Origin of the sequence: Neorhizobium sp. DAR64862/K0K3, assembly GCF_050500185.1 — a bacterium.
Taxonomy (GTDB): domain Bacteria; phylum Pseudomonadota; class Alphaproteobacteria; order Rhizobiales; family Rhizobiaceae; genus Neorhizobium; species Neorhizobium soli.
Genome location: NZ_CP191450.1, coordinates 1,257,654 through 1,278,450, shown reverse-complemented (window position 1 = coordinate 1,278,450; position 20,797 = coordinate 1,257,654). Strand labels below are relative to the sequence as shown.

At 59.4% G+C, this 20,797-nt stretch carries 17 protein-coding genes; 6 read left to right on the top strand and 11 right to left on the bottom strand.

What is annotated here, in order from left to right; translation table 11 throughout:
• Positions 1–183: 183 nt before the first annotated feature.
• From ACQY1L_RS22715 to ACQY1L_RS22705, 3 genes are all read left to right on the top strand, one after another.
• Positions 184–735, top strand: coding sequence for a hypothetical protein (locus tag ACQY1L_RS22715; protein WP_062458645.1), 552 nt, complete (start codon positions 184–186; stop codon positions 733–735).
• Positions 736–807: 72 nt separating this feature from the next.
• The gene (locus ACQY1L_RS22710) at positions 808–3,066 is read left to right on the top strand and encodes a polysaccharide biosynthesis tyrosine autokinase (RefSeq protein ID WP_246454087.1); all 2,259 of its coding nucleotides are present in this window, start codon (positions 808–810) and stop codon (positions 3,064–3,066) included.
• A gap of 188 nt (positions 3,067–3,254) precedes the next feature.
• Positions 3,255–3,764 (top strand): hypothetical protein, encoded by a 510-nt coding sequence (locus ACQY1L_RS22705; protein WP_430244725.1) that lies wholly within the window; start codon positions 3,255–3,257, stop codon positions 3,762–3,764.
• 240 nt (positions 3,765–4,004) lie between these two features.
• Here the strand turns inward: ACQY1L_RS22705 and ACQY1L_RS22700 are convergent, their stop codons facing one another.
• The 9 genes from ACQY1L_RS22700 to ACQY1L_RS22660 form a co-directional block, all read right to left on the bottom strand.
• The gene (locus ACQY1L_RS22700) at positions 4,005–5,552 is read right to left on the bottom strand and encodes a cryptochrome/photolyase family protein (RefSeq protein ID WP_430244723.1); all 1,548 of its coding nucleotides are present in this window, start codon (positions 5,550–5,552) and stop codon (positions 4,005–4,007) included.
• Positions 5,553–5,871: 319 nt separating this feature from the next.
• Positions 5,872–8,307 (bottom strand): PAS domain-containing protein, encoded by a 2,436-nt coding sequence (locus ACQY1L_RS22695; RefSeq protein WP_192078674.1) that lies wholly within the window; start codon positions 8,305–8,307, stop codon positions 5,872–5,874.
• 591 nt (positions 8,308–8,898) lie between these two features.
• Complete coding sequence (locus ACQY1L_RS22690; protein WP_162237932.1) at positions 8,899–9,261, bottom strand: response regulator; 363 nt, start codon at positions 9,259–9,261, stop codon at positions 8,899–8,901.
• Between the two features lie 121 nt (positions 9,262–9,382).
• The gene (locus ACQY1L_RS22685) at positions 9,383–11,254 is read right to left on the bottom strand and encodes an ABC transporter ATP-binding protein/permease (protein WP_430262055.1); all 1,872 of its coding nucleotides are present in this window, start codon (positions 11,252–11,254) and stop codon (positions 9,383–9,385) included.
• 91 nt (positions 11,255–11,345) lie between these two features.
• The gene (locus ACQY1L_RS22680; protein ID WP_430244720.1) at positions 11,346–11,474 is read right to left on the bottom strand and encodes a hypothetical protein; all 129 of its coding nucleotides are present in this window, start codon (positions 11,472–11,474) and stop codon (positions 11,346–11,348) included.
• A 224-nt stretch (positions 11,475–11,698) separates the two neighbouring features.
• Positions 11,699–12,154 carry an RpiB/LacA/LacB family sugar-phosphate isomerase gene (locus tag ACQY1L_RS22675; protein ID WP_062460374.1) on the bottom strand — a complete coding sequence of 152 codons (456 nt, stop codon included), beginning with the start codon at positions 12,152–12,154 and terminating at the stop codon, positions 11,699–11,701.
• A 12-nt stretch (positions 12,155–12,166) separates the two neighbouring features.
• Positions 12,167–12,937, bottom strand: coding sequence for a triose-phosphate isomerase (locus tag ACQY1L_RS22670; protein ID WP_062458658.1), 771 nt, complete (start codon positions 12,935–12,937; stop codon positions 12,167–12,169).
• A complete protein-coding gene (locus ACQY1L_RS22665; protein WP_430244718.1) occupies positions 12,934–13,713 on the bottom strand; it encodes a DeoR/GlpR family DNA-binding transcription regulator in 780 nt (259 codons plus the stop codon). The genes ACQY1L_RS22670 and ACQY1L_RS22665 overlap by 4 nt, the downstream gene beginning before the upstream one ends.
• A 110-nt stretch (positions 13,714–13,823) precedes the next feature.
• The gene (locus ACQY1L_RS22660) at positions 13,824–14,504 is read right to left on the bottom strand and encodes a GntR family transcriptional regulator (RefSeq protein WP_092664351.1); all 681 of its coding nucleotides are present in this window, start codon (positions 14,502–14,504) and stop codon (positions 13,824–13,826) included.
• 169 nt (positions 14,505–14,673) lie between these two features.
• Between ACQY1L_RS22660 and ACQY1L_RS22655 the strand changes: the two genes are divergently transcribed.
• The 3 genes from ACQY1L_RS22655 (at position 14,674) to ACQY1L_RS22645 (ending at position 18,544) form a co-directional block, all read left to right on the top strand.
• On the top strand, positions 14,674–15,711 hold the full coding sequence (locus tag ACQY1L_RS22655; protein WP_430244716.1) for a 4-hydroxythreonine-4-phosphate dehydrogenase PdxA: 1,038 nt from the start codon (positions 14,674–14,676) through the stop codon (positions 15,709–15,711).
• Between the two features lie 164 nt (positions 15,712–15,875).
• On the top strand, positions 15,876–16,814 hold the full coding sequence (locus ACQY1L_RS22650; protein WP_430244714.1) for a sugar phosphate isomerase/epimerase family protein: 939 nt from the start codon (positions 15,876–15,878) through the stop codon (positions 16,812–16,814).
• Between the two features lie 11 nt (positions 16,815–16,825).
• Positions 16,826–18,544: a dihydroxyacetone kinase family protein gene (locus ACQY1L_RS22645; RefSeq protein WP_430244712.1), complete on the top strand. Its 1,719-nt coding sequence runs from the start codon at positions 16,826–16,828 to the stop codon at positions 18,542–18,544.
• Between the two features lie 16 nt (positions 18,545–18,560).
• Here the strand turns inward: ACQY1L_RS22645 and ACQY1L_RS22640 are convergent, their stop codons facing one another.
• Together ACQY1L_RS22640 and ACQY1L_RS22635 are read right to left on the bottom strand one after the other, a co-directional pair.
• Positions 18,561–19,289 (bottom strand): sulfite exporter TauE/SafE family protein, encoded by a 729-nt coding sequence (locus tag ACQY1L_RS22640; RefSeq protein ID WP_430244710.1) that lies wholly within the window; start codon positions 19,287–19,289, stop codon positions 18,561–18,563.
• 86 nt (positions 19,290–19,375) lie between these two features.
• Positions 19,376–20,758, bottom strand: coding sequence for an NAD(P)H-dependent oxidoreductase (locus tag ACQY1L_RS22635; RefSeq protein ID WP_430244708.1), 1,383 nt, complete (start codon positions 20,756–20,758; stop codon positions 19,376–19,378).
• Between the last annotated feature and the right edge of the window lie 39 nt (positions 20,759–20,797).

The following is a 20,797-nucleotide window of genomic DNA, read 5'->3' as shown; positions in this document are numbered from 1 at the left end:
ACTTCTGTGCGATGGATTGATTAGTTTAGTAATCTTCGGGAGACAGTCATGCATAAGGTTTTTATAAGTAATATTGCAGGTATCGCGCTTGTCACTGCTCTAGTTTCAGGTATTGCTGACCTTTCTTCGGCTCATGCACAGTCGGCTTTGCCAACGGCGGGATGCTTCGTCGCGCCGGCCCGGATGTCTGATGCCGAGATCAGCGCGTTTCTCGCAGCTCCAGAAAGTCTGTTGTCGCAGTTCTCGTCTGGCGGACTTCCACTGTCCAATCAGGCTCGTTCGCTCGCCGGATCCAGCGCCGACGCACTGTCCCCGCTGATTGCCATCGCTGCAAAGGCTAATGCCGGTCAGGCTGCCGCGATCGGCGCGGGGCTTGCTCGTGCCGCAAGGGCCTGCGCTACCGTCAATCCCGAATATGCCTCCCGTATCCAGGACGCTATCGCGGACAGCGGCAATCGCGCCCTCGAGACAGCGTTTCTCGCGGCCAACAGCGAAACGCAGACTGCGTCTCTTGGCGGCGGCCTCAGCGGTGGCGGCTCGGCAACCGGTGGCGCTGGCGCGATTGGCGGCGGCGGCACGCCAGGTGGCGGCAGCAATGGTGGCGCTGGAACGACTGCGTCGACCGGCTCGGGCTCGTCCAGCTTCTCTTCCGGCGGCGGTAGCGGATATTACGCGAGCGAAGACGGCGGCTCGACGACGATCGTCGAAGGCAGTTCGACCACGGCGTCGTTCTGAGGCGGCTACTGTCTGGCATTTCATTGAGCGAGGTTTTTCTTGCAGATTCATAACAAGAGTTTCTCTGGTGGCCTGCAAGGCGACGATGTCGATCTAGAGCGCTCCGTTCAAGGAATTGATTTCGACGCTGTTTTAGCGATCGCCAGACGACAATGGATGATCGTAGCGGCCGCAGTGGCGGCCGCTATTGTCCTAGGATTGGCGTATATATTCACGGCAGTTCCTCTTTATACGTCCAACGTCAGCGTCTTGATCGACCAAGGCAATAGAGAAGTCGTTCAGCAGCTTTCGACAATTGGTGGCGTGGTCGACGACGAGGGTTCCGTTCTCAGTCAAGTTGAACTCCTGAAATCGGACACGATTGCCTTGTCCGTCGTGGATAAGCTCGACCTTACGAATGATGCGGCGTTTGCGAGTGCCGGAGGGTCTGTCATTGGAACAATGGCCGGAACGCTCCGGTCGCTGGCAAATGTCTCTTCGTGGTTCGTTGTTGAACCCGAAACCAGCGATCAGGTGGAGGCGAAACGCCGCGCCGCTGCGAACACGCTCCTTTGGAACATGGAGATCAGCCGCGTTGGTCGCACTTATGTTTTGAGCATCAGCTACACCTCTCCATCGTCTTCTCTCTCTGCGAAGATCGCCAACGCGATCGGAGAGGCCTATCTGGTTGACAAGCTCAATTCGAAATATGAGGCAACCAGGCGCGCAAGCGGCTGGCTGCAGGATCGCATAGCCGAACTGCGCCAGAAGGCTTTGGACTCGGATCTTGCCGTCCAGAAGTTCCGCAGTTCCAACGGCCTCGTTGCTGCCGGCTCGGTTCTGGTTGCTGACCAGCAGTTGTCCGAACTCAACAGCGCATTGATCGTCGCGCAGTCCGATACCGCAAAAGCTGAGGCGCGCCTGCAGCGGATCGCGCAGATCATCGCTTCGGGCCAAGGAGACGCGATCGTTACGGATGTTCTCGACAGTTCGATTTCCAACGAACTGCGCCAGAAATATCTCGATGCCTCCAAGCGGGAAGCGCAGATCTCCGATCGTCTCGGAGTCAATCATATTCAAGCGATCAGGCTGCGCAGCGAAATGACGGAATACAACCGTCTGATGTTCGAAGAGGTCAATCGTATTGCCGAAAGCTACAAGAGCGATCTCAACGTTGCCAAGGCCCGGGAAAAGAGCCTGACGGATTCGGTCGCGCAGGCCACAGGCATCAGCGCCACCGCGAGCGAGACCCAGGTACAGCTGAGAGAACTCGAGCGGGAAGCTGACACCTACAAGAACATGTACCAGACCTTCCTGCAGCGGTATCAGGAAGCCATACAGCAACAGTCCTTCCCGGTCACCGAAGCACGTATCATCACGCGAGCGGCTGCACCCGACAGTCCGAGCCATCCCCGCAAGCCATTGGTACTGGCGCTGTTCGTGATCATCGGTGCCGCGGTCGGGAGTGGCCTTGGCGCGTTTCGCGAGTTCCGGGACCGTTTCTTCAGAACCGGCGAACAGGTTCGCGACGTTCTCAATCTGGAGTTTCTGGGCATCGCGCCAATAGTGGCTCCCGGAAAGGCCGTCGATGCTCCGGATAGCTCTGACGGTCGTGGCTTTGGCCAGGTTCGAAAGACCCATGCCGTTTCGAATTACGTCATCGATCACCCACTCTCCGCCTTCGCGGAAACGCTTCGAAGCGCCAAGATTGCTGCAGACCTCGCGCTTACCGGCAAGAGTTGCAAGATCATCGGCGTCGTTTCGTCATTGCCTGGAGAAGGCAAGTCAACGATTGCGGTGAATTTTGCCGAGTTGCTGGCGGGGCAAGGAAACAGAACCGTCCTGATCGACGGCGATTTGCGCAACCCGGGCGCGACGCGGGCGATCGGGAGACATGCGGAATCCGGCCTTCTCGAAGTGCTCATCGACAACAAGGATCCGCAGTCGCTTTTCCTCCGAAACGATCGGACTAAACTTGCGTTCTTGCCTGCAGTTGTCCGTCACCGCATTCCGCATTCGTCCGAACTGCTATCGTCCGCGCGCATGCGCCAGGTGCTCGCAGACATCAGCAATACCGCAGACTATATCATTATCGATCTGCCGCCTCTTGGCCCGGTCGTCGATGCCCGCGCCATTGCAGGCCGAATTGACGGGTTCATCTTCGTCACCGAATGGGGCAAGACAGCACGCCGGGTCGTTCGTCAGGTTCTCGCTTCCGATCCCTATGTCCGCGACAAGTGTCTTGGTGTTGTGCTGAACAAGGTCGACCAGGAACGGATGAAGCTCTACCGAGCCTATGGCTCCAGCGAATATTATTACTCGCGATACTCCCAGTACTACCAGGAAGGCTGAGAATGACGCGGCGTGGTCGCAGATCGCTTCTCATCGGAGCGGTCGTCCTGCTCTGCATGGGAAGCCTGGCGATCTCGGTGACACAGATCTCACGCTACGCCCGGTTCGGGACCATGCGACACATCGCGGCCCAGATTGAACGCGACAGACCGGTCTCGCGGGAGTTGCTCGAAGGAACTCTACCGCAGATGAGACTGCTTCTCAGAGACGATGTTTGCCAAAGCGAGTTCGTCAAAGCAGCTGTAACGGTTGCGCTCGTCCGGCTGGATACGCAAAGCCCGGATGTCGATTACGACAACTGGTCGAGCGCGCTTGGGGAGGCAGAGAACGTGGTGCGCTTTGCGCTTCACTGCCTCCCGAGTGATGGAAACTTCTGGGTCCGGTATGCAATGGTCAGGCAAGCGGTCGGGGAACAGCCAGAGGAAATCGCAAAGCTCGTCACGCTGTCGCAGCTTTACGCCCCCGCAGAAGAAAACACGATTGCGGCGCGGTTCCGCTTGTACAATCGCCTAACGCAGCCGAGCCTTACCCTCGCGGCAGCACCGCTGAAAGCGGATCTTGCGGTGGTATGCTCCTTGAAAGGCGCTGCCCTGCGGCGGCGTTTGCCTTTGGCGAACCCAGTCCTTGCCCATGAGGTCCTATCTTACGCGCAAGATTGTCATCTCGGTCGATCGTTGCGCGACAAAACGGGGAGATAGATTCGTCCATCCGGACCGGGCGTCAGATCGTTCGAGGACGGTCGGTCGCGACCAGTTCTCGAAGGAACAAGTGAACCCGGTTCGCCTCCGCCCTGTTTTTCCTTCCGAGAGCGGAGGACCATTCCGCATGATCCCGGCTCACTCTTGCGGGTAGAGACACGGAACCCGTCAGCGATCGGATCCATTCATTCTGCGGGGGGCGCTCCTCAGATGCTCCGTCGCCGGCCTATTTCCACACGGTCAAACACGGCTTCCGTCATCCAGTTTCCCGAGAAATGCAGAAGCACTGTTGCGATAGGCCTGCTGCGTTCCTGCCGACATCCGTCGCCATGACGCATACATCTGCGCCAAACGGTGGTTGCCCGACAGTGACTCGGCATTACGGGCGAGGAAATCCCAGTACAAGGCATTGAAGGGACAGGCTTTCTCGCCAGTTTTCTGCGACACGTCATACCGGCAGCTTTCGCAGTAATTGGACATACGAGAAATATACGCGCCGCCTGCGGCGTATGGCTTGGAGGCCATAAACCCACCGTCGGCAAACTGACTCATTCCGATCACATTGGGCAGTTCAACCCATTCGTAGGCGTCGGCATAGACTTCCAGATACCAGCGATGGACCGCGTAGGGATCAAGACCTGCCAGCATCGAGAAATTTCCGACCACCATCAGACGCTGGATATGATGCGCGTAGGCATGGGTAATCGTGTGTTTGATCACTGTGGACATGCAGGCCATGTCCGTTTCACCGCTCCAGAAAAAGTCCGGCAGGGGACGGGATGCGGCGAAGAAATTGCTTGTCTCGTATCCCGGCATTTTCAGCCAATAGATGCCACGGATATATTCGCGCCAGCCGATGATTTGGCGGATGAAAGCCTCGACCGCATTCAGCGGCGCGTGTCCTTCGAAATACGCGCGCTCCGCAGCCCGGCATAGTGCGAGCGGATCGAGCAGTCCAACATTGATGTAGAAGGAGAGAAGCGCGTGGTTCAGGAACGGCTCTTCGGCCAGCATCGCGTCCTGCGTTTCGCCGAAATTCGGTAGGAAATCGCGGATGAATCCATCGGCTGCCTTCTCCGCATCGGTGCGGGTCACTGCAAACGAGAAATTCTCCGTCGAACCCATATTGTTCGGGAACGTGCGCTCGACGAGCGCAAGAACCTCCTGCGTTGCTGCGTCGGGCGGAAAGACATGATGCTTCGGGCGAAACAGGTCGGGTTTGGCAGGTTTGCGATTTTCACTGTCGAAATTCCACCGGCCACCTTCGGGGTGGTCCCCGTTCATCAACAGGCCGGTCTTGCGCCGCATGTCCCGATAGAAATACTCCATCGTCAGAGCCTTGCGGTCCTTGGCCCAGGCTTTGAACTCCGTCGTCGAACAGATAAACCGCGTGTCCTGCCGCACCTCTACCGGCAGATTTACCAGACCTTGCCAGTCTTCCATGGCCGAAAGAACGCGCCACTCGGCAGCTTGGGTGACGATGATCGATCGGGGTGACGTCTCTGCAATCGCGCGCAAAAGCTCGGTCGTGAAGGAGCCTGAATTGTCGCGGTCATCAAGCCGCACGTACCGGACGCAGAAGCCTTTCGCACGCAGCTCATCGGCAAAATGGCGCATTGCGGAAAAGATGAAGGCGAGTTTCAGTTTGTGATGCTCGACATAGGTCGCCTCCTCCACCACCTCGCACATCAGGACCATATCCTGCGTGGGATCGGCACCCTCAAGGCTCGATACCGACAAGGATAGCTGATCGCCAAGAATGAAAATGAGGTTGCGGGTTGGATTCACGGCTCCTTTGATCCTCTCCTATAGTGACGGATACCGTGCCTTTCCGCCAAACCCCTGCAAGAGCAGAGGTCGGGATCGAAGAGGGAGCATGTCGATCTTGTCTATCCGGTGAATGCCGACGGGGTCGAAGCGTTGCATTGCTATACGCGAAAATCACAGGCCAATGATGACGGCGCGAGTGTACGCGCCGCCGCCTCCCATTTCGCTCGTCGATTGTCCATTCTCTGATCGGACCGCGAGCTGTGCGCAGACATGCTTGCCCGTCGGTCCAGCCCCGAGTTCGAACGCTCCTCACGCCGCCCCGCTTTATTCGCGAAGGCTACTGGTCCAGCACCTTCCGTATTTTATCGGCAAGCTGATCGAGGCTGAAGGGTTTTTGCAAGAGGTGCGTTCCCCCCTCCAGCACGCCGTTATGGACAACGGCGTTGCGGGTGTAGCCAGTCGTATAGAGAATATTCAATTCCGGCATCAGAACCTTGGCGGCGTCGGCCAATTCTCGGCCTGTCATCCCCGGCATCACGACATCTGTAAACAACAAGGTCGGCTTGAGACCTGCCCTGATCAAGGTGAGCGCCTGCTCGCCCGATGCGGCTTCGACGACGGTATATCCCAGTTCCCGAAGCGCCTCGGTGGAGAAAACGCGCACGCGCTGGTCGTCCTCTACGACAAGGATCGTCTCGGAAACGCTGCCCCGGCCCGGCTGCTTGACGACGCCCTGGATGTTTACGGGGGCTTCAACCTCACCGTGATGCCGCGGCAGGTAGATCTTGATAGATGACCCGACGCCCTCTTCCGAATAAATTTTGACGTGCCCGCTCGACTGCCTGACGAAGCCGAAGATCTGGCTTAGTCCCAGACCCGATCCCTTGCCGACCTCCTTGGTGGTGAAAAACGGATCGAAAGCCTTCGCCATAACCTCGGGCGTCATCCCCGTTCCGGTATCCGATACGGCAATCATGACATATTGCCCGGCTGCCACTGCATTGTCCTGCGCGTATTCGTCGGAAAGATACGAGTTTGCGGTTTCGACCGTCAGGTTGCCGCCGCGGGGCATGGCATCGCGGCCATTCACGGCGAGGTTGAGAATGGCGTTTTCCAGCTGACTGCTGTCGGCATAGACTTTCCACAGTCCGGCCGCCAAGACGGTTTCCACGGAAACATGCTCCCCGAGCGTGCGGGTCAGCAATTCCGACATTCCGGCAATCATGCGATTGGGGTCGATCACCTCCGGCTGAAGCGGTTGCCGTCGCGAGAAAGCGAGCAGGCGGTGCGTCAGTGACGCAGCTCTCGTTGCGCCATCCTTTGCGGCCTCGATGTAGCGGCCGACATCGACCTCACCTCGCGCCAACCGCTTTTCGAGCAGGCTGATCGAACCCAGTATGACGGCAAGCATATTGTTGAAGTCATGCGCGATGCCGCCCGTGAGCTGGCCAACGGCTTCCATTTTCTGCGCCTGGCGCAACTGGTCCTGCGCGTCGACCAGCTTCGCGGTTCTTTCTTCCACTTCACGCGCCAGTTCCTCGCGGGACTTCGACAGAATATCGCGTGCATCAACGATGTCCTGGATATCGGTGCATGTCCCGAACCAGCGGCTGATTTCGCCATCCTCCTTCCGCACAGGCTGCGCGCGGCCGAGAACCCATCGATAGTTACCGCTACGATGTCGGAGGCGGTACTCGATGTGGTAGGGCTCTCCTGTGACGAGGCTGCGACGCCAGGTGGACCAGGCGCGATCCTGATCGTCAGGGTGGAAAACGCCGTTCCATTCCTCGCCGTCTGTCGAGCCTTGCGGGACGCCCGTGAAGTCGTACCAACGCTGGTTGTAATAATCGTGGTGGCCGTCGGGTTGCGTGGCCCAGATCATCTGGTCGATCGAATTGGTGATCGCACGGAAGCGTTCCTCGCTCTCCCGCAGCGCGATTTCGACAACGCGGCGATCGGTGATGTCAAATGACACACCCGGAAACCGCAGTGGTGTACCGTCCGGCGCAAGCGTGACGCGGCCTTGGGCAGTCACCCACCGGACGGAACCATCCGCGTCGACGAGCCGGTATTCCTGCGAAAATATAGTGCCCGTCTTCAGCGCTTCGTCGATCGCGGATTGAAGGGCCGGCAGATCATCGGGATGAACCAGACGGAAAAAAGCACCGATCGGAGCGCCGCTGGCGGCAACGCTCCGCTCAACGCCGTAGATCTTGGCAAATCGCGCGTCGGCCACCACGCTGTCGTTCGGGATGTCCCAGTCCCACGTCCCGACAGTCTCTGAGGCGCCGAGTGCGTATTCCAGTCGCTCTTCGCTCGCACGCAACGCCCGTTGCGCAGAGAGGCGGGCGGTCGTCTCGGTACCTTGGTTGAAAACCCCGACGACACGACCTTCCGCCGAAAAGATCGGTGCGAAGCTGTAGTCCCAATGCGTATGCTGAACGCGTCCGCCGCGAAGCATCGGCAGCATTTGATCGGCCACACGAAAACCCTTGCCCGTCTCGACGACGGCCATGAGTTGCGGTTTTATGATATCCCAAATGTCCGCCCAGACGGTCGACGCGGGGCGACCCAATGCCCACGGGTGTTTCTCTCCAGCGATCGGCGACCACGCATCGTTATAAAGGAGACGCATTTCGTCTCCCCAGTAGATGGCAGTTGGCAGGTCGGTATTGAGGCACAAGGCCAGCGTGGTCTGCAGCTCTATCGGCCAGTCCTCGATAGGTCCTAAGCTGGTTGTGCTCCAATCGACCGCGCGAATCCGCGAAGCCATTTCGCCTTCTATCTCTGAAAGGATCTGCATCACGTCAGAGGCTCACTGGCTGTTCGGCACATGAAGGCTACGCTCATTTCAGTTTAATGGCTTCAGTCTGGAGATCGGGTCTAACAGAAAACGGGAGGGGTGGGGAGACGGTGTTTGACGCGTGGAGGATAGTGGCCACAGTCTGTGTTCAACCTCTAAGGCGAAGCGTTGTTTCCGCAGAATATTCCCGAGAAGCCGGTCTTCTCGCGCAACTGCTGTCTCCGGAAAAACCAAAGGCGGCGTCCTGCCGGACCGGTATGAGTCAGCGAGCCCTCGGTACGGAGCAAGAGGTCACCGAATTAACCACACCGCCAAAAGACCAACAGCGACGACTGTTGTTGCGGCACCGTAGCCGTAAAACGATTCAAGCAATTTGCGGTGCATGGGTTTCGTATCTCCATCCCGTGCGTCGGACGGGGCCCCGGTCATTGTCATTTATGCAAAGGTCTCAGTCGAATTCGTCGCCTCAAGCAATTCCTCGCGTCGTAACGGTAAACGCGGAGTCATCCCTTGGTCGCTCCGCAAAACGTCGTTTGCGCAAAATGGTTCCATAAGAGCATGTCAAAGCATACACTCTCTGATGGTCTGGAGAAGGACGCCCGGCCCATGGGGTTTGGGGATAAAGCGTTCTGCAAACGTAAGCTCGGATTGTTGAAGCGTCCAGTTTCCCGACGTGAGGATGATCCGGATCGGGGGCCATCTATCGCGCACCATCCGAGCGAGTTCCACGCCTTCACCCTCGGCAAACAGGTCGATATCCGTCAGGAGAAGTTGGATATCGAAGTTGCTCTCCAGGATGTCTATGGCTTGGGCTGCATCGACCGCGGCGAACACCTCGTACCCGGCATCCTGCAACTCCTCCACCAATATAAATCGGAGGACGGGCTCATCTTCAACGACGAGAATAACTCCGGCTTGGCTCATTTCGGACCTCGGCATCACATTCTCTGTACGTTACCGTACAATTGAACATTTTGGCGAGGCATCAGTTCCGACTTTTACACAGGCGTTGCCTGAATCTGAGCCGAACTCTCATTCACATCCTCTACGGCTTGATGATCGGGCGAACGAGAAGTCGCGACAAGACGTTTCGGCCGCGTGTGTAAGGCGCGAGATCGACGTCGCTAACCAGCCTTGCCCCGCCCTCCCGGCGCTCGAGCGTGATCTTCCGGCTGTGAAACTGTTCGAGCTCTACGCGGTGTGCCACGCTCAGGATTGTGGCATTGGGCAGCTCGTCGATCATCATCTCCATGATTTTGTCCTGCGTCTTTTCGTCGAGAGCGGAGGTGGCTTCATCAAGGACAATGATGTCAGGGTCGTTGAGGAGAAGCCGGGCAAACGCCAACCTCTGCTTCTCTCCTCCTGACAGCGTGTGGTCCCATGGCGCTTCGTCCTCGATCCTGTCGCGCAGGTGCCCGAGCCCGACTTTGTCGAGGGCAACATGAATTTCTTCTGCCGACCACGTGTCTGCTGGTTTCGGGTAGGCGACGGCGCGACGTAGTGTGCCCGAGGGGATGTATGGTTTCTGGGGCAGCATGAACAGTTCCTGGCCCTTGCGGAAGTTGACACTTCCTTCTCCCCATGGCCACAGCCCCGCAATGGCTCGCACCAGCGTACTCTTGCCCGAACCGGATTCACCCGCCACGAGGACGCGTTCGCCAGGCCCGATCTCCACCTGCGTTTCCTTGACAACGGCAGTGCCGTCGCCAAGCGAGACGGAGACCTCGTTCAGGCTGAGCATGGTGTCGCCCTCAGTTTCGCCATGCTTGATCCGTCCGACAGTTTCGTTCTCTTCGGCCTGTTCCAGACCATCAAGCGAAACCATCAGCGAGGCTACGCGACGGGCGCACGCATTCCAGTCGGCGAGACGGGGATAGTTGTCGACCAGCCATCCAAACGCACCTTGAACGATTGTGAATGCCGACGCCGCCTGCATGACCTGACCCAGTGACATGCTGCCATCGAGGAACTTTGGCGCACAGAGCAAGACCGGAACGACCGGTGCAATGAGCATCGATCCGTGTGAGACCAAGGACGTGCGCATATATTGCCACGCAAGCAGCCGCCACTGCTGACGGACATTTGCGAAGGTCCGATCGAGATCGTTGCGCTCTTCCTCTTCGCCGCCCAGCAGCGCAATGCTCTCGCCGTTTTCGCGCACGCGCGTCAGCGTGTAGCGGAACTCCGCTTCGACCTGGTTCTTATTCTCGGACACTTTCACAAAGTTCCGGCCGATGACCGCGATCGAACTCGATGTGATGATGGCATAGACGACCGCCGCAATCACGAGGAAGCCAGGTATGGTGACGTAATTTCCGGCGATCGGAATCGTCAGCGCGCCACCGATCGTCCACAGGACGACGATGAAGGTTGACGCCGACACGAAAGCCGAAATCACCCCTGACGTGAAATCCACGGGCGATTCCGTCGCGATCCGCATATCCTCGGAAATGCGGGCTTCCGGGTTCTGGTGATCGCCGCCGATCAGGTTCAGCTGGTAGTAGCGCCCATTCGTAAGCCACCGCGAGATCAATGATTTCGTGAGCCACGAGCGCCAGCGGCGCTGCATCAGCATGCGCAGATAGACCTGCGAACTGACGAGCGCGACGCTTCCAAGCACGAGCGGCGGAAACAGAAGGCCTAGCGAATAGACCTGATCGGCATTCCGCTGCTCGATCGCATCGAACAGTCCGCGGTTCCAGACGTTGATACCATATTGGAAAGCGACGTTGACACCGATGAGCGCGAGAAGCGTTATCGAGCATACCCAGGCGATCTTGTCGCCATCGCGACCCCAGTAGCCGCGAGCGCTGACCCAGAAACGTTTGAGAAGATAGGCGCGCCGTGCCTGTTCTGCCTGTTCCGGGGTAAGGGTGGCGGCTGTTGCGCCTGGCTTGGTCGAGGTGGTTTCTGACATTGACACTCCGGTCGAGATCGTCCGCTGGGCAGCGCACTTAGAAACTGTAGAAAGATTGACGGAAACGGAAAGCAGGTGGGGTAGGTGTGGCCTATGCCTGCGGATCGAATGGCGCTGCTAAAGCGACAAGCTGCGCTGCGGCAATCGCTCTCGTTTCAAACATGATTTGCTTTGCTGGAGTGCCAAAGTGGCGTTGTACGAAAACGCTATGTTCAATCATCGTTTCTCCTCCCCTGATACCCGCAGGTGGCGCAGAAACGTAGTTTGGAACATTAAGGTTCCTGCCGCCGGAAAGACGATAGACACTAGGATTTTTGAGAGGTGTGGGGACTAGGTTTCCAGTCGCCCGTAGGCCTGCCCGTTGAGAGAGCGTCGACGGGGTATGGCCACGGAAAAGGACACGTGAATCTTGTGTCGACATCTGTCAGTCGGGGAGGAAAAGGTTCAGCGGGCGTTGTACTTCCCGTCTACCTCGTTGATCGCCTGGACATTTCCGGCCGAGCGACCGTTCTCGTCAAAAGTCTGCGCCAGAAAGGCGTCCGCAATCGCCTTGGCCAGTTCGGTGCCGATCACGCGGGCACCCATGGTAATGATCTGGGCGTTGTTGGAGAGGGCGGCGCGTTCAGCCGAATAGGTATCGTGTGTCAGTGCGGCGCGGATGCCGGGGACCTTGTTGGCCGAGATGCAGACACCGATGCCGGTTCCGCAAACCAGGATGGCCTTGTCATAGGTGCCGTCGATGACACCGGAGGCGACACGGTCGGAAAGCGTCGCGTAGAACGCATCGGGACCGGCATCGGTACGCGATACTTCATGCACGTCGAAACGGTCTTTCAGATGATCAGCGAGAACCTTTGCAAGGCCTTCGCCGGCGCTGTCTCCTGCAATTGCAAGCTTCATGGTCATGTCTCCTCAGAGTTTGGCGGCACATTTTGCCAGGATGTCGAGATAGCCCTCGGCATTCCAGGCGGAACGGCCAATGAAGAGCCCGTCGATATGAGGGCTCGAAATCAGTTCTTCGCAATTGCCGGGATTGACCGACCCGCCATAGAGGCAGGGGATGCGGCGTCCAAGGATGGACTGCGCCACATCGATGATCTCGGCATGGCGGGCGGATGCGTAATCTGCGGTGGCGGGTATGCCATTCTCGCCGATCGCCCAGACCGGTTCGTAGGCGAGCAGGATCTCGGCATTCTTCTGGTCGCCCGACAGTTTGGAAAGGGCACCGCGAACCTCATCCGCAAGGACCTGCTGTGCGTTGCCGCTGTCGCGATCGGCGAGCGTCTCTCCGATGCAGATCAGCGGGATGAGCCCGTGGCGAACCGCTGCTTCGGTTTTCAGCCCGACGGTTTCATTCGTCTCGCCGAAATGCTCGCGCCGCTCGGAATGGCCGAGCTCGACGATGTCGAGCTTGCAGTCCTTCAGCATCAGCGGCGAGATCTCGCCGGTCCAGGCACCCTGATCAGCCCAGTGCATGTTCTGCGCGCCGACCTTGACGGAGGTTCCGGCAAGGGCAGCCTTGACCTCGCGCGTGGCGGTAAATGGCGGAATGACAAATCGCTGGATGCGCGAATCCCTGTCTTCATCAGCTGCCTTCACGGCAGCCGCGAATTCCAGAGCTTCGGCAAGCGTCTTGTTCATCTTCCAGCTGGTGCCGATCCAGAAGCTTGGCGATGTGGTCATGGATGTGATCCTCCCGACGATGCGATGGTCAGTGTGACGCCCGTGTCTTCGATGTCTCGAAGCAGTTGGGCCTCAGGCTGATGGTTGGTGATGACGGCGTCGAATTGATCGAGACCGGCGAGGACATGTAGCGCCGTTTGGCCAATCCGCTCGTGGTTGACGAGCAGGTAAGCGCGCGCCGACGATGCCATCGTCGCCCGTTTAACCCGGATCACGGCGTCGTCCATGTGATAGGCCTGCCCCGATGCGACGGCCGGGGTTGAGATGAACGCAACGTCAGCTCGCAGCCGCGATAAAGCCTCTTCCGTGACCACGCCGAAGAATGCGTTGAACTTGGGCGAATAGACGCCGCCGAGGGCGATCAGCGTGATGCCGGTCTCGGTTTTCAGCCGCTCCATGACGGCCGCGTTGTTGGTGATAACCGTCAGCGGACGTTTGTCGGCCAGTGCCTCGCCGAGCACGGCCGCCATCGATCCGTCATTGACCATGACGGTCATGCCGGGTTCGACCAGATCGACAGCTGCCTTGCTGATGGCGTGCTTGGCGGCATGATCCTGACGTTCGCGGATCCGAAAATCGCTCTCGAACTGGGTACCTGCGTCGATCGTTGCGCCGCCGCGCACTTTGCGAAGCACCCCTGCCTGCTCAAGCTCGTCCAGATCACGGTGAACGGTCATCTTGGAGATGGCAAAAAGCTCCGCCAGATCGTCGAGATCGACGGTTCGCTTTTCGATCAGCAGATTTATGATCCGTTGGTGTCGTTCTTCGCGCTTCATCCGAGACCGTCCGCGTGGGATGAAACGGATATAACACCTATATTGTTATAATCAACATTATGGATGTGATTTTGTGGCAGCCATGTTGGCTCTGGAGATTTCGACTTGCGCTATATCGCGTCTTTGACGCGCTGCCACGCATTGAGCAAATGAAGCCCCAATACCTTGGACAAGGTTTCTCCGTCCCGCGCTTCGAGCGCGACGATCATCTCCTCATGCTCGGCCATGGCCGCCGACCACTTGTCCGGACCCTCGTGGCCGATGAACCGGATTCTCTTCAAGCGCGACTGCAGTTGCGCTTGAACGCTGCTAAGTGCTTGGTTGTCCGCGATCCGACAGATTTCGGTATGGATGGCCTGGTTGAGCTTGTAGTAGCGCAGGCGATCCTTCACGTCGTAGCAGGCCCGCATCTCGTCATGCAGTTGCCTGACCCGGGCGATATCGTCATCCGTCGCGGTCTCGCAGGCAAGGCTTCCGGCAAGCTCCTCCAGGTTCTTCAGAACGATGAGCATGTCGTGCACATCCTTGCCGCTGAACCTTTTGACGATCGCGCCGCGGCTTGGAATGAGTTCGACGAGCCCTTCGCTGGCAAGGTACTTGATCGCTTCCCGCAGCGGCGTGCGCGAAACGCCCAGCTGTTCGCCGAGCTGGCTTTCGTGCATCCGCGAACCGGGGGCAAGCTCTCCCTCGATGATCATGTCGCGCAACCGAGTGACGAGCGTGTCGTGCAAGGCCGTCCGCCGGATGGGGCCGGATGGCGAGACAGGCGATTCGGGCAGTGTATCACTCATTTTGAAAGCTCGATTTCTGGACCGCCGTGATGATCAAAGCGTCTCGCCAGGATTATACCAGAACCCGAACGGCACCAAACGTAAAAATGCTGCATACAAAATGCAAAAGACTTGTCCTGCGATTCCGGATGGCTTAGAAACGTCCTCACCGAGGTAGGAGAATTGACCCATGGATATCACCCAGCATCACGATAGCCGTCCAACCATTGCGCTTGCGATGGGAGACCCGGCCGGTATCAGCCCCGAACTGACCGCACAGCTTCTGGCTTTGGATGACATCAGAGAGCAGGCCTATATCGTTGTGATCGGCGATCGGCGCATTCTCGATAAGGGCGCGCAGGAAGCAGGCGTTCAGCCAGATCTGATCTCGGCTTCGCTCGATGATCTTTCGGGTCTCGATCGCTCGAAGCACGCATTTATCGATTTGGGCCATCTCGCTCCGGAAGAGGTGGAGCGCGGCGAAGCGACGCTGGCCGGCGGCACGTTCGCCACGCGCAACTTCCGCACCGCCCTTGAGCTCGCCCATGCCGGAAAGGCCGATGCGGTCTGCTTCACGCCGTTCAACAAGAAGGCGATGCGCTTTGCCTATCCGGGCTACGATGACGAAATCCGTTTCGTCTCGGACGTTCTGTCGTTCACCGGCAAGATCCGCGAGTTCAACGTTCTCGAAAAGATCTGGAACGCACGTGTCAGCTCGCACATCCCGCTCAAGGAAGTGGCTGCCAACCTGTCCGTGGACCGGCTTCTGTCGGAACTCGAACTGACTGTTTCTTGCCTGAGGGCCGCCGGTATCGATGAGCCGCGCGTCGCGGTCGCCGGTCTCAACCCGCATGCGGGCGATGGCGGCAGCTTCGGAATGGAAGAAATCGAGATTATTGAACCCGCCGTTGCCGAAGCAAAGGCGCGCGGTTACGGCGTCGAGGGTCCGTTCCCGGCCGATACCGTGTTTCTTCGCGCCATGAAGGAAGGCTATCACGCCGTCCTCACCATGTATCATGACCAAGGTCAGATCGCCATGAAGCTGATTGGCTTCGACAAGGGCGTGACGATGATGGGTGGCCTGCCATTCCCGCTTTGCACGCCGGCTCATGGCACGGCCTATGACATCGCAGGCAAGGGAATAGCCGATATCGGCGCGACCCGTGAAGCGATCATGCTTGCGACTCGTATGGCAAAGCGCCAGCGCCTGGCAGCACAGGCCGCGTGATCACTTGATCATAAATGACCGGCCGTGAATGGCCGGTCATCTCAGCCCGAGAGGACGCGGGCTTGGCGCATGTCGGTCGGCTTGAACGCCGGCTGCCAAATGTCAGAGTGTGCGGCTTCCCTGTGCCATCAAGAGCGCGGTGGCGTCGCGGTTGGAGGACGACAATGACAAGTTCAGCTCCCAAGTGGACGCGTGAGACCTGGCCGATCGCGGCCGCAATGATTCAATACCCCAATATGTTGCCGGACGGTCGTTCGGTTCAGGATCAGACCGTCGAGGAATGGGCCAAGACTGTCGGCGAAGTCGCAGATGCAGGCTTTACCGAACTCGATCCCACGGACAGCTGGCTCCGCGTCGCCGATCTTTCGGCTGATCGCCGTCGTGCGTTCTGCGAGGTCGTGAAAGATGCAGGCATGACCATCCCGGCGATATCGACATCGCGGCGCAGCGTCATCGACGAGAAACACGGCGACGATTACCTCGCCTACAGCCACCGCGTCATCGAGACTGCCGCCGAGATCGGCGCGCAGAGCGTTTCCTTCGGCTTTTTCGAGCCGCTGACGGACAAGCAGAAAAGCACGTTGTGGTTCTGGACCGAACAGGGTGCCAAAAACCCCGATGATCCCGCGACGTGGAACAAGGCGGTGGCCCGCGTTGCCGAACTCGGCAGGCACGCCGCAGAAGTCGGGATCGAGGTTTCCCTCGAAATGTACGAGGACACGTATCTCGGAACGGCGGACAGTTCTGTCCGCTTCGTCGAGGAAGTCGATCTGGCCAATGTCGGCATCAACGCCGATCTCGGCAATCTCATCCGTCTCCATCGGCCGGTCGAGCACTGGCTACAGATGATGACGAAAGTCGCGCCTTTCGCCAAATACTGGCACGTCAAGAACTACATGCGGATCGAGGACGAGCATGCGGGCCTGATCGCCAGCCACCCAGTTCCGCTCGAATCCGGCTTGATCAACTATCGCACAGCAATCAAGCTTGCGCTGGAACACGGCTTCAACAGCCCGTTCCTGTGCGAGCATTATGGTGGCGACGGCCTTTCCGTCAGCGCGACCAACCGCGACTATCTCCGGCGCATTCTGCCGCGTAATTGAGGACCGCTTAAATGACGACGATCTTTGATGCCCCAGACGAATTCGCCTCGACTGCGCTTGCCGGCTTTTGTCAGATCTATCCCAACCACGTACGCCTCATCACCAACGGTGTCGTGCGAGCCACGAAAGTGCCTGATGGCAAGGTGTCGGTGGTTGTCGGCGGCGGCTCGGGTCATTATCCGGCTTTCGCGGGCTATGTCGGCCAGGGTATGGCCGATGCAGCGGTTGCAGGTGACGTGTTTGCGTCTCCATCGACGGCAGCGGTTGCACGTGTCTGCCGCCATGCCGACAATGGCGGCGGCATCATTCTCGGCTTCGGCAATTATGCAGGCGACGTGCTGAATTTCGGGGTCGCTGCAGAGCGTCTTCGTGCCGAAGGCATCGATGTGCGCATCATTGCCGTGACCGATGACGTTGCGAGTGCGTCGGCTGACGAACACGCCAAGCGCCGCGGCATCGCCGGCGACCTCATGGTCTTCAAGATAGCGGGAGCGGCGGCGGAAGCGGGGCTTTCGCTTGACGAGGTGGAGCGTATCGCCCGGCATGCCAATGAACGCACGGTTTCGTTCGGCGTCGCCTTTGCAGGCTGCACCCTTCCAGGTGCAAAGCAGCCGTTGTTCACGGTCCCGAAAGGCCGGATGGCTCTCGGCCTCGGCATTCACGGCGAACCTGGCATTAGCGAGCAGGATATCGCGAGCGCGACGGACCTCGCGGATGTTCTCACGGACAAACTGCTGGCCGAAAGGCCGCAGGGCTGCACGCGCGTCGCGGCCATTCTCAACGGTCTCGGTTCGACGAAATACGAAGAACTCTTCGTGCTGTGGACCGCCGTCCAGAAGAAACTCACCGGGTCCGACCTTCAGATCGTCCTGCCGGAAGCCGGGGAATTCGTCACCAGCCTCGACATGCAGGGTTGCTCGCTGACGCTGACTTGGCTCGATGAAGAGCTTGAGCGCTATTGGGCGGCACCCTGCGATGCGCCGGCATTTCGTCGCGGACGGCCTGAAGTCGCTGAATTGCGCACCGATGTCATCACCGATGAGGAAGCTGCTCCGGTCATCCCGGCGGCATCCGAAGCGTCGCGAAAGTCGGCCGCCTGCATCTCGGATCTGTTTGCCAGGATTGCCGCCATGCTCACGGACAAGGAATCCGAGCTTGGACGCATCGATGCGATTGCCGGCGACGGCGACCATGGGCAGGGAATGCAGCGTGGTTCCGATGCCGCTGCTAAGGCGATGGCCGCTGCCGTATCGGCTGGCGCCGGCGCGCAGACGACGCTTGCGCTGGGCGGCGATGCCTGGGCTGACCGTGCCGGCGGCACATCAGGCGCGATCTGGGGATTGTTGCTGCGGTCGTGGAGCAGCGCACTGAGCGATAACGACGTGCCTGATGAAGCGGCGATTGCCGAAGGCGCGCGCAGGGCGCTCGATGCCGTCACCAGTCTCGGCCGCGCCCGTATCGGCGACAAGACGCTCGTGGATTCGCTTATTCCGTTCGTCGAGACGCTGACGGAGAAGACCGCGGCCGGCAAGTCCCTGCCGGAAGCCTTCAAGGCTGCAGCCGACGCTTCGAGCGCGGCTGCCGAAGCAACAGCTGCACTGACGCCGCGGCTCGGGCGTGCTCGTCCGCTTGCGGAAAAGAGCATCGGCCATCCGGATGCTGGCGCTGTATCGCTGTCCATGGTGGCGCAGCTTGCTGCCGGCTTTATCGCCAGCCGCGGCTGGCCCTGAGAAGGTCTGTTCGGTTTCAGCCGAACAGACCGACACATGTGAGCCACAGGCCGGATGCCAGGGTAATGGCATCCATCAAGAGGCCAAACTTGCGCTCGGACATGCTGAGGACATACCGTTTGGCAAAGAACGTTCCGGCCATCAGTGACGAACCAATCACGAGACCGCTGATCGCGAGATCATGGGTCAGCGCACCTGCCTGATAGAACGTGAAAACCTTTGCGGCCTGGACGAAAATCGATGCCGCCGCTTCCGTCGACAGGAAGGCGCCCTTGGTCAGCCCGAAGGCCAGGAAGGCTGGAATGCTGAGTGGACCGGTGGACAGAAACATCCCGGTCAGAAACCCGACGACGGCACCGGCGATCGCCATTCCACCGAGACCGATGGACATGTTGCGGTGGCGAATGTATCGCCGAAACGGGACAAGCAACATGATGAAGAGGCCGAGCAGGGTGCCGCTGACGGCTGCCGGCAAATGGACCAGGCTGACAGCGCCCAGCGACGCTGCCGGCATGCCGGGGAGCGCATAAGCGAGAACGGCCCGCCAATTGACATGCCTGTGCCAAGCCATCACACGCGCGGCATTCGCCATCAGCCCGGCGATCGCCATGACCGGAATGGCGCGAGCAGGGTCAAACATCGGAACAAGGACGGGCAGGAGAATGAGGCTGGCGCCGGTGCCGATCACCCCGCTCAGGCAACCGGCGACAAAGCCTATGGCGCAGACGAGGATATAGGAGAGCAAGGCTTATCCTCGACGCGAGTTCGGCCACAGGGCCTTTGAGAGCGCGCGGCCAGCGTTCGCGCCGGCCGCGCATTGCCTTGGGAGGCTTAGAAGAATGCCTTGTCCTGCTCGCGCCGCAGTTCGAGCAATGCCGAGGTCTCATCAAGTTCGACGTCGCCGCAAAGGATCGGCTGGCCCGCCCTGACCGCTCTCTTTAGGGTGCGATTGGCTGCCAGGTAGAAGGGAACGGCCCTGTCATCCGAGAGCGGGCCGGCCGGGATCATCCGCGCATAAACGTTGACGATCGAGTGATGGTGGCCGCTTGCCGTCAGAACTGTTCCGGCTTCGATATCTGCATCCGCATGCGCGACGAGGTCGATCACCGGCCGCGGCTCGGCCGCACCACTGGAGACGCCGCGCAGTCCCACTTCCAGAATGCTCGTTGCAGCCTCGACGCCCAGAAGATGGCGTGGAATGTAGAGCATGGCGACATCGCCCTTGCGGCTCACGACATGGCCTTTTTCCGCCAGCATCTGCCAAGTCTCCGCGTCGTCGCAACGCACCGTCACGAAGACGCCGCCGGCAAAGCTCAATTCGCCGGGAAGCCGCAGGCAGTGGAAGACGTCGAGCACCTTTGGCGCGCCGAGCAATCCCCCGCTCGAACGCTCGGAAAAGAAATCGGCAACTTCGGTGATCCGCGCGATCGGAACATGCAGGTCGGCCCGGTCGACCAGAAAGCCCGTGGCATTGGCAACCAGCGTCATTTCACACAAGTCCGGAACTGCCCGCTGCGGAAACTCCGCTGCGATTTCCGATCGTCTTGCCGCGATGGTCGCCAGGTCAAGCGAAGCCGGTTCGATCCAGTCGCCGAAATCAGGTGCAGACGCGGTCTTGCCGTTCGAGCTCAATGTCTTCTGTTTTGGGTCATAGACGAAATCGTATTCGCTGGCCTTGCCGGCGGCGATGATATCCAGGCCGAGCACTTCGGCCCAGGTGACCAGACCCATCAACAGGCTCGGCTGATCGCCATCGACCGGCGTCACGATGACATTGTTGTTGCGGGCGCGAAGCGCAAGGCCGGGACCGACGACGCTATCGACTTCCTTGGAGACGAGCGCGACATGCTTGCCGGCATCGATCGCAAGTCGGCAGTGCTTGGCACCCGCTTCAGGGTGACCGGTGGCTTCGACAACCACGGAGATCGGAAGGTCGAGGACGACGGAAAGGTCTCCCGCCGCGATATACTGACCGTTCTCCCAGGCCGTCTTCGCCTCGCTCGCGGTTGCGCATTGGGCAATCCTGGACGGATCGATCCCAAGGCCCCGCAGAACGTCTGTCGCGGTTTGCGCCTTCAGATCGACCGCAACGCGGGTGCTGATCAGTGGCGTCTTCAAACTCTGCGCGATGAAGCTGCGGCCGAAGCCGCCGGTGCCGACGATGCAGCATTCCACCGGGGCGGACTCTCTGCCGAAATAGGTGTGATAGTTCATGGTGTTCCCCTCCTAAACCGAAACGAAAAAGGCGTGGGC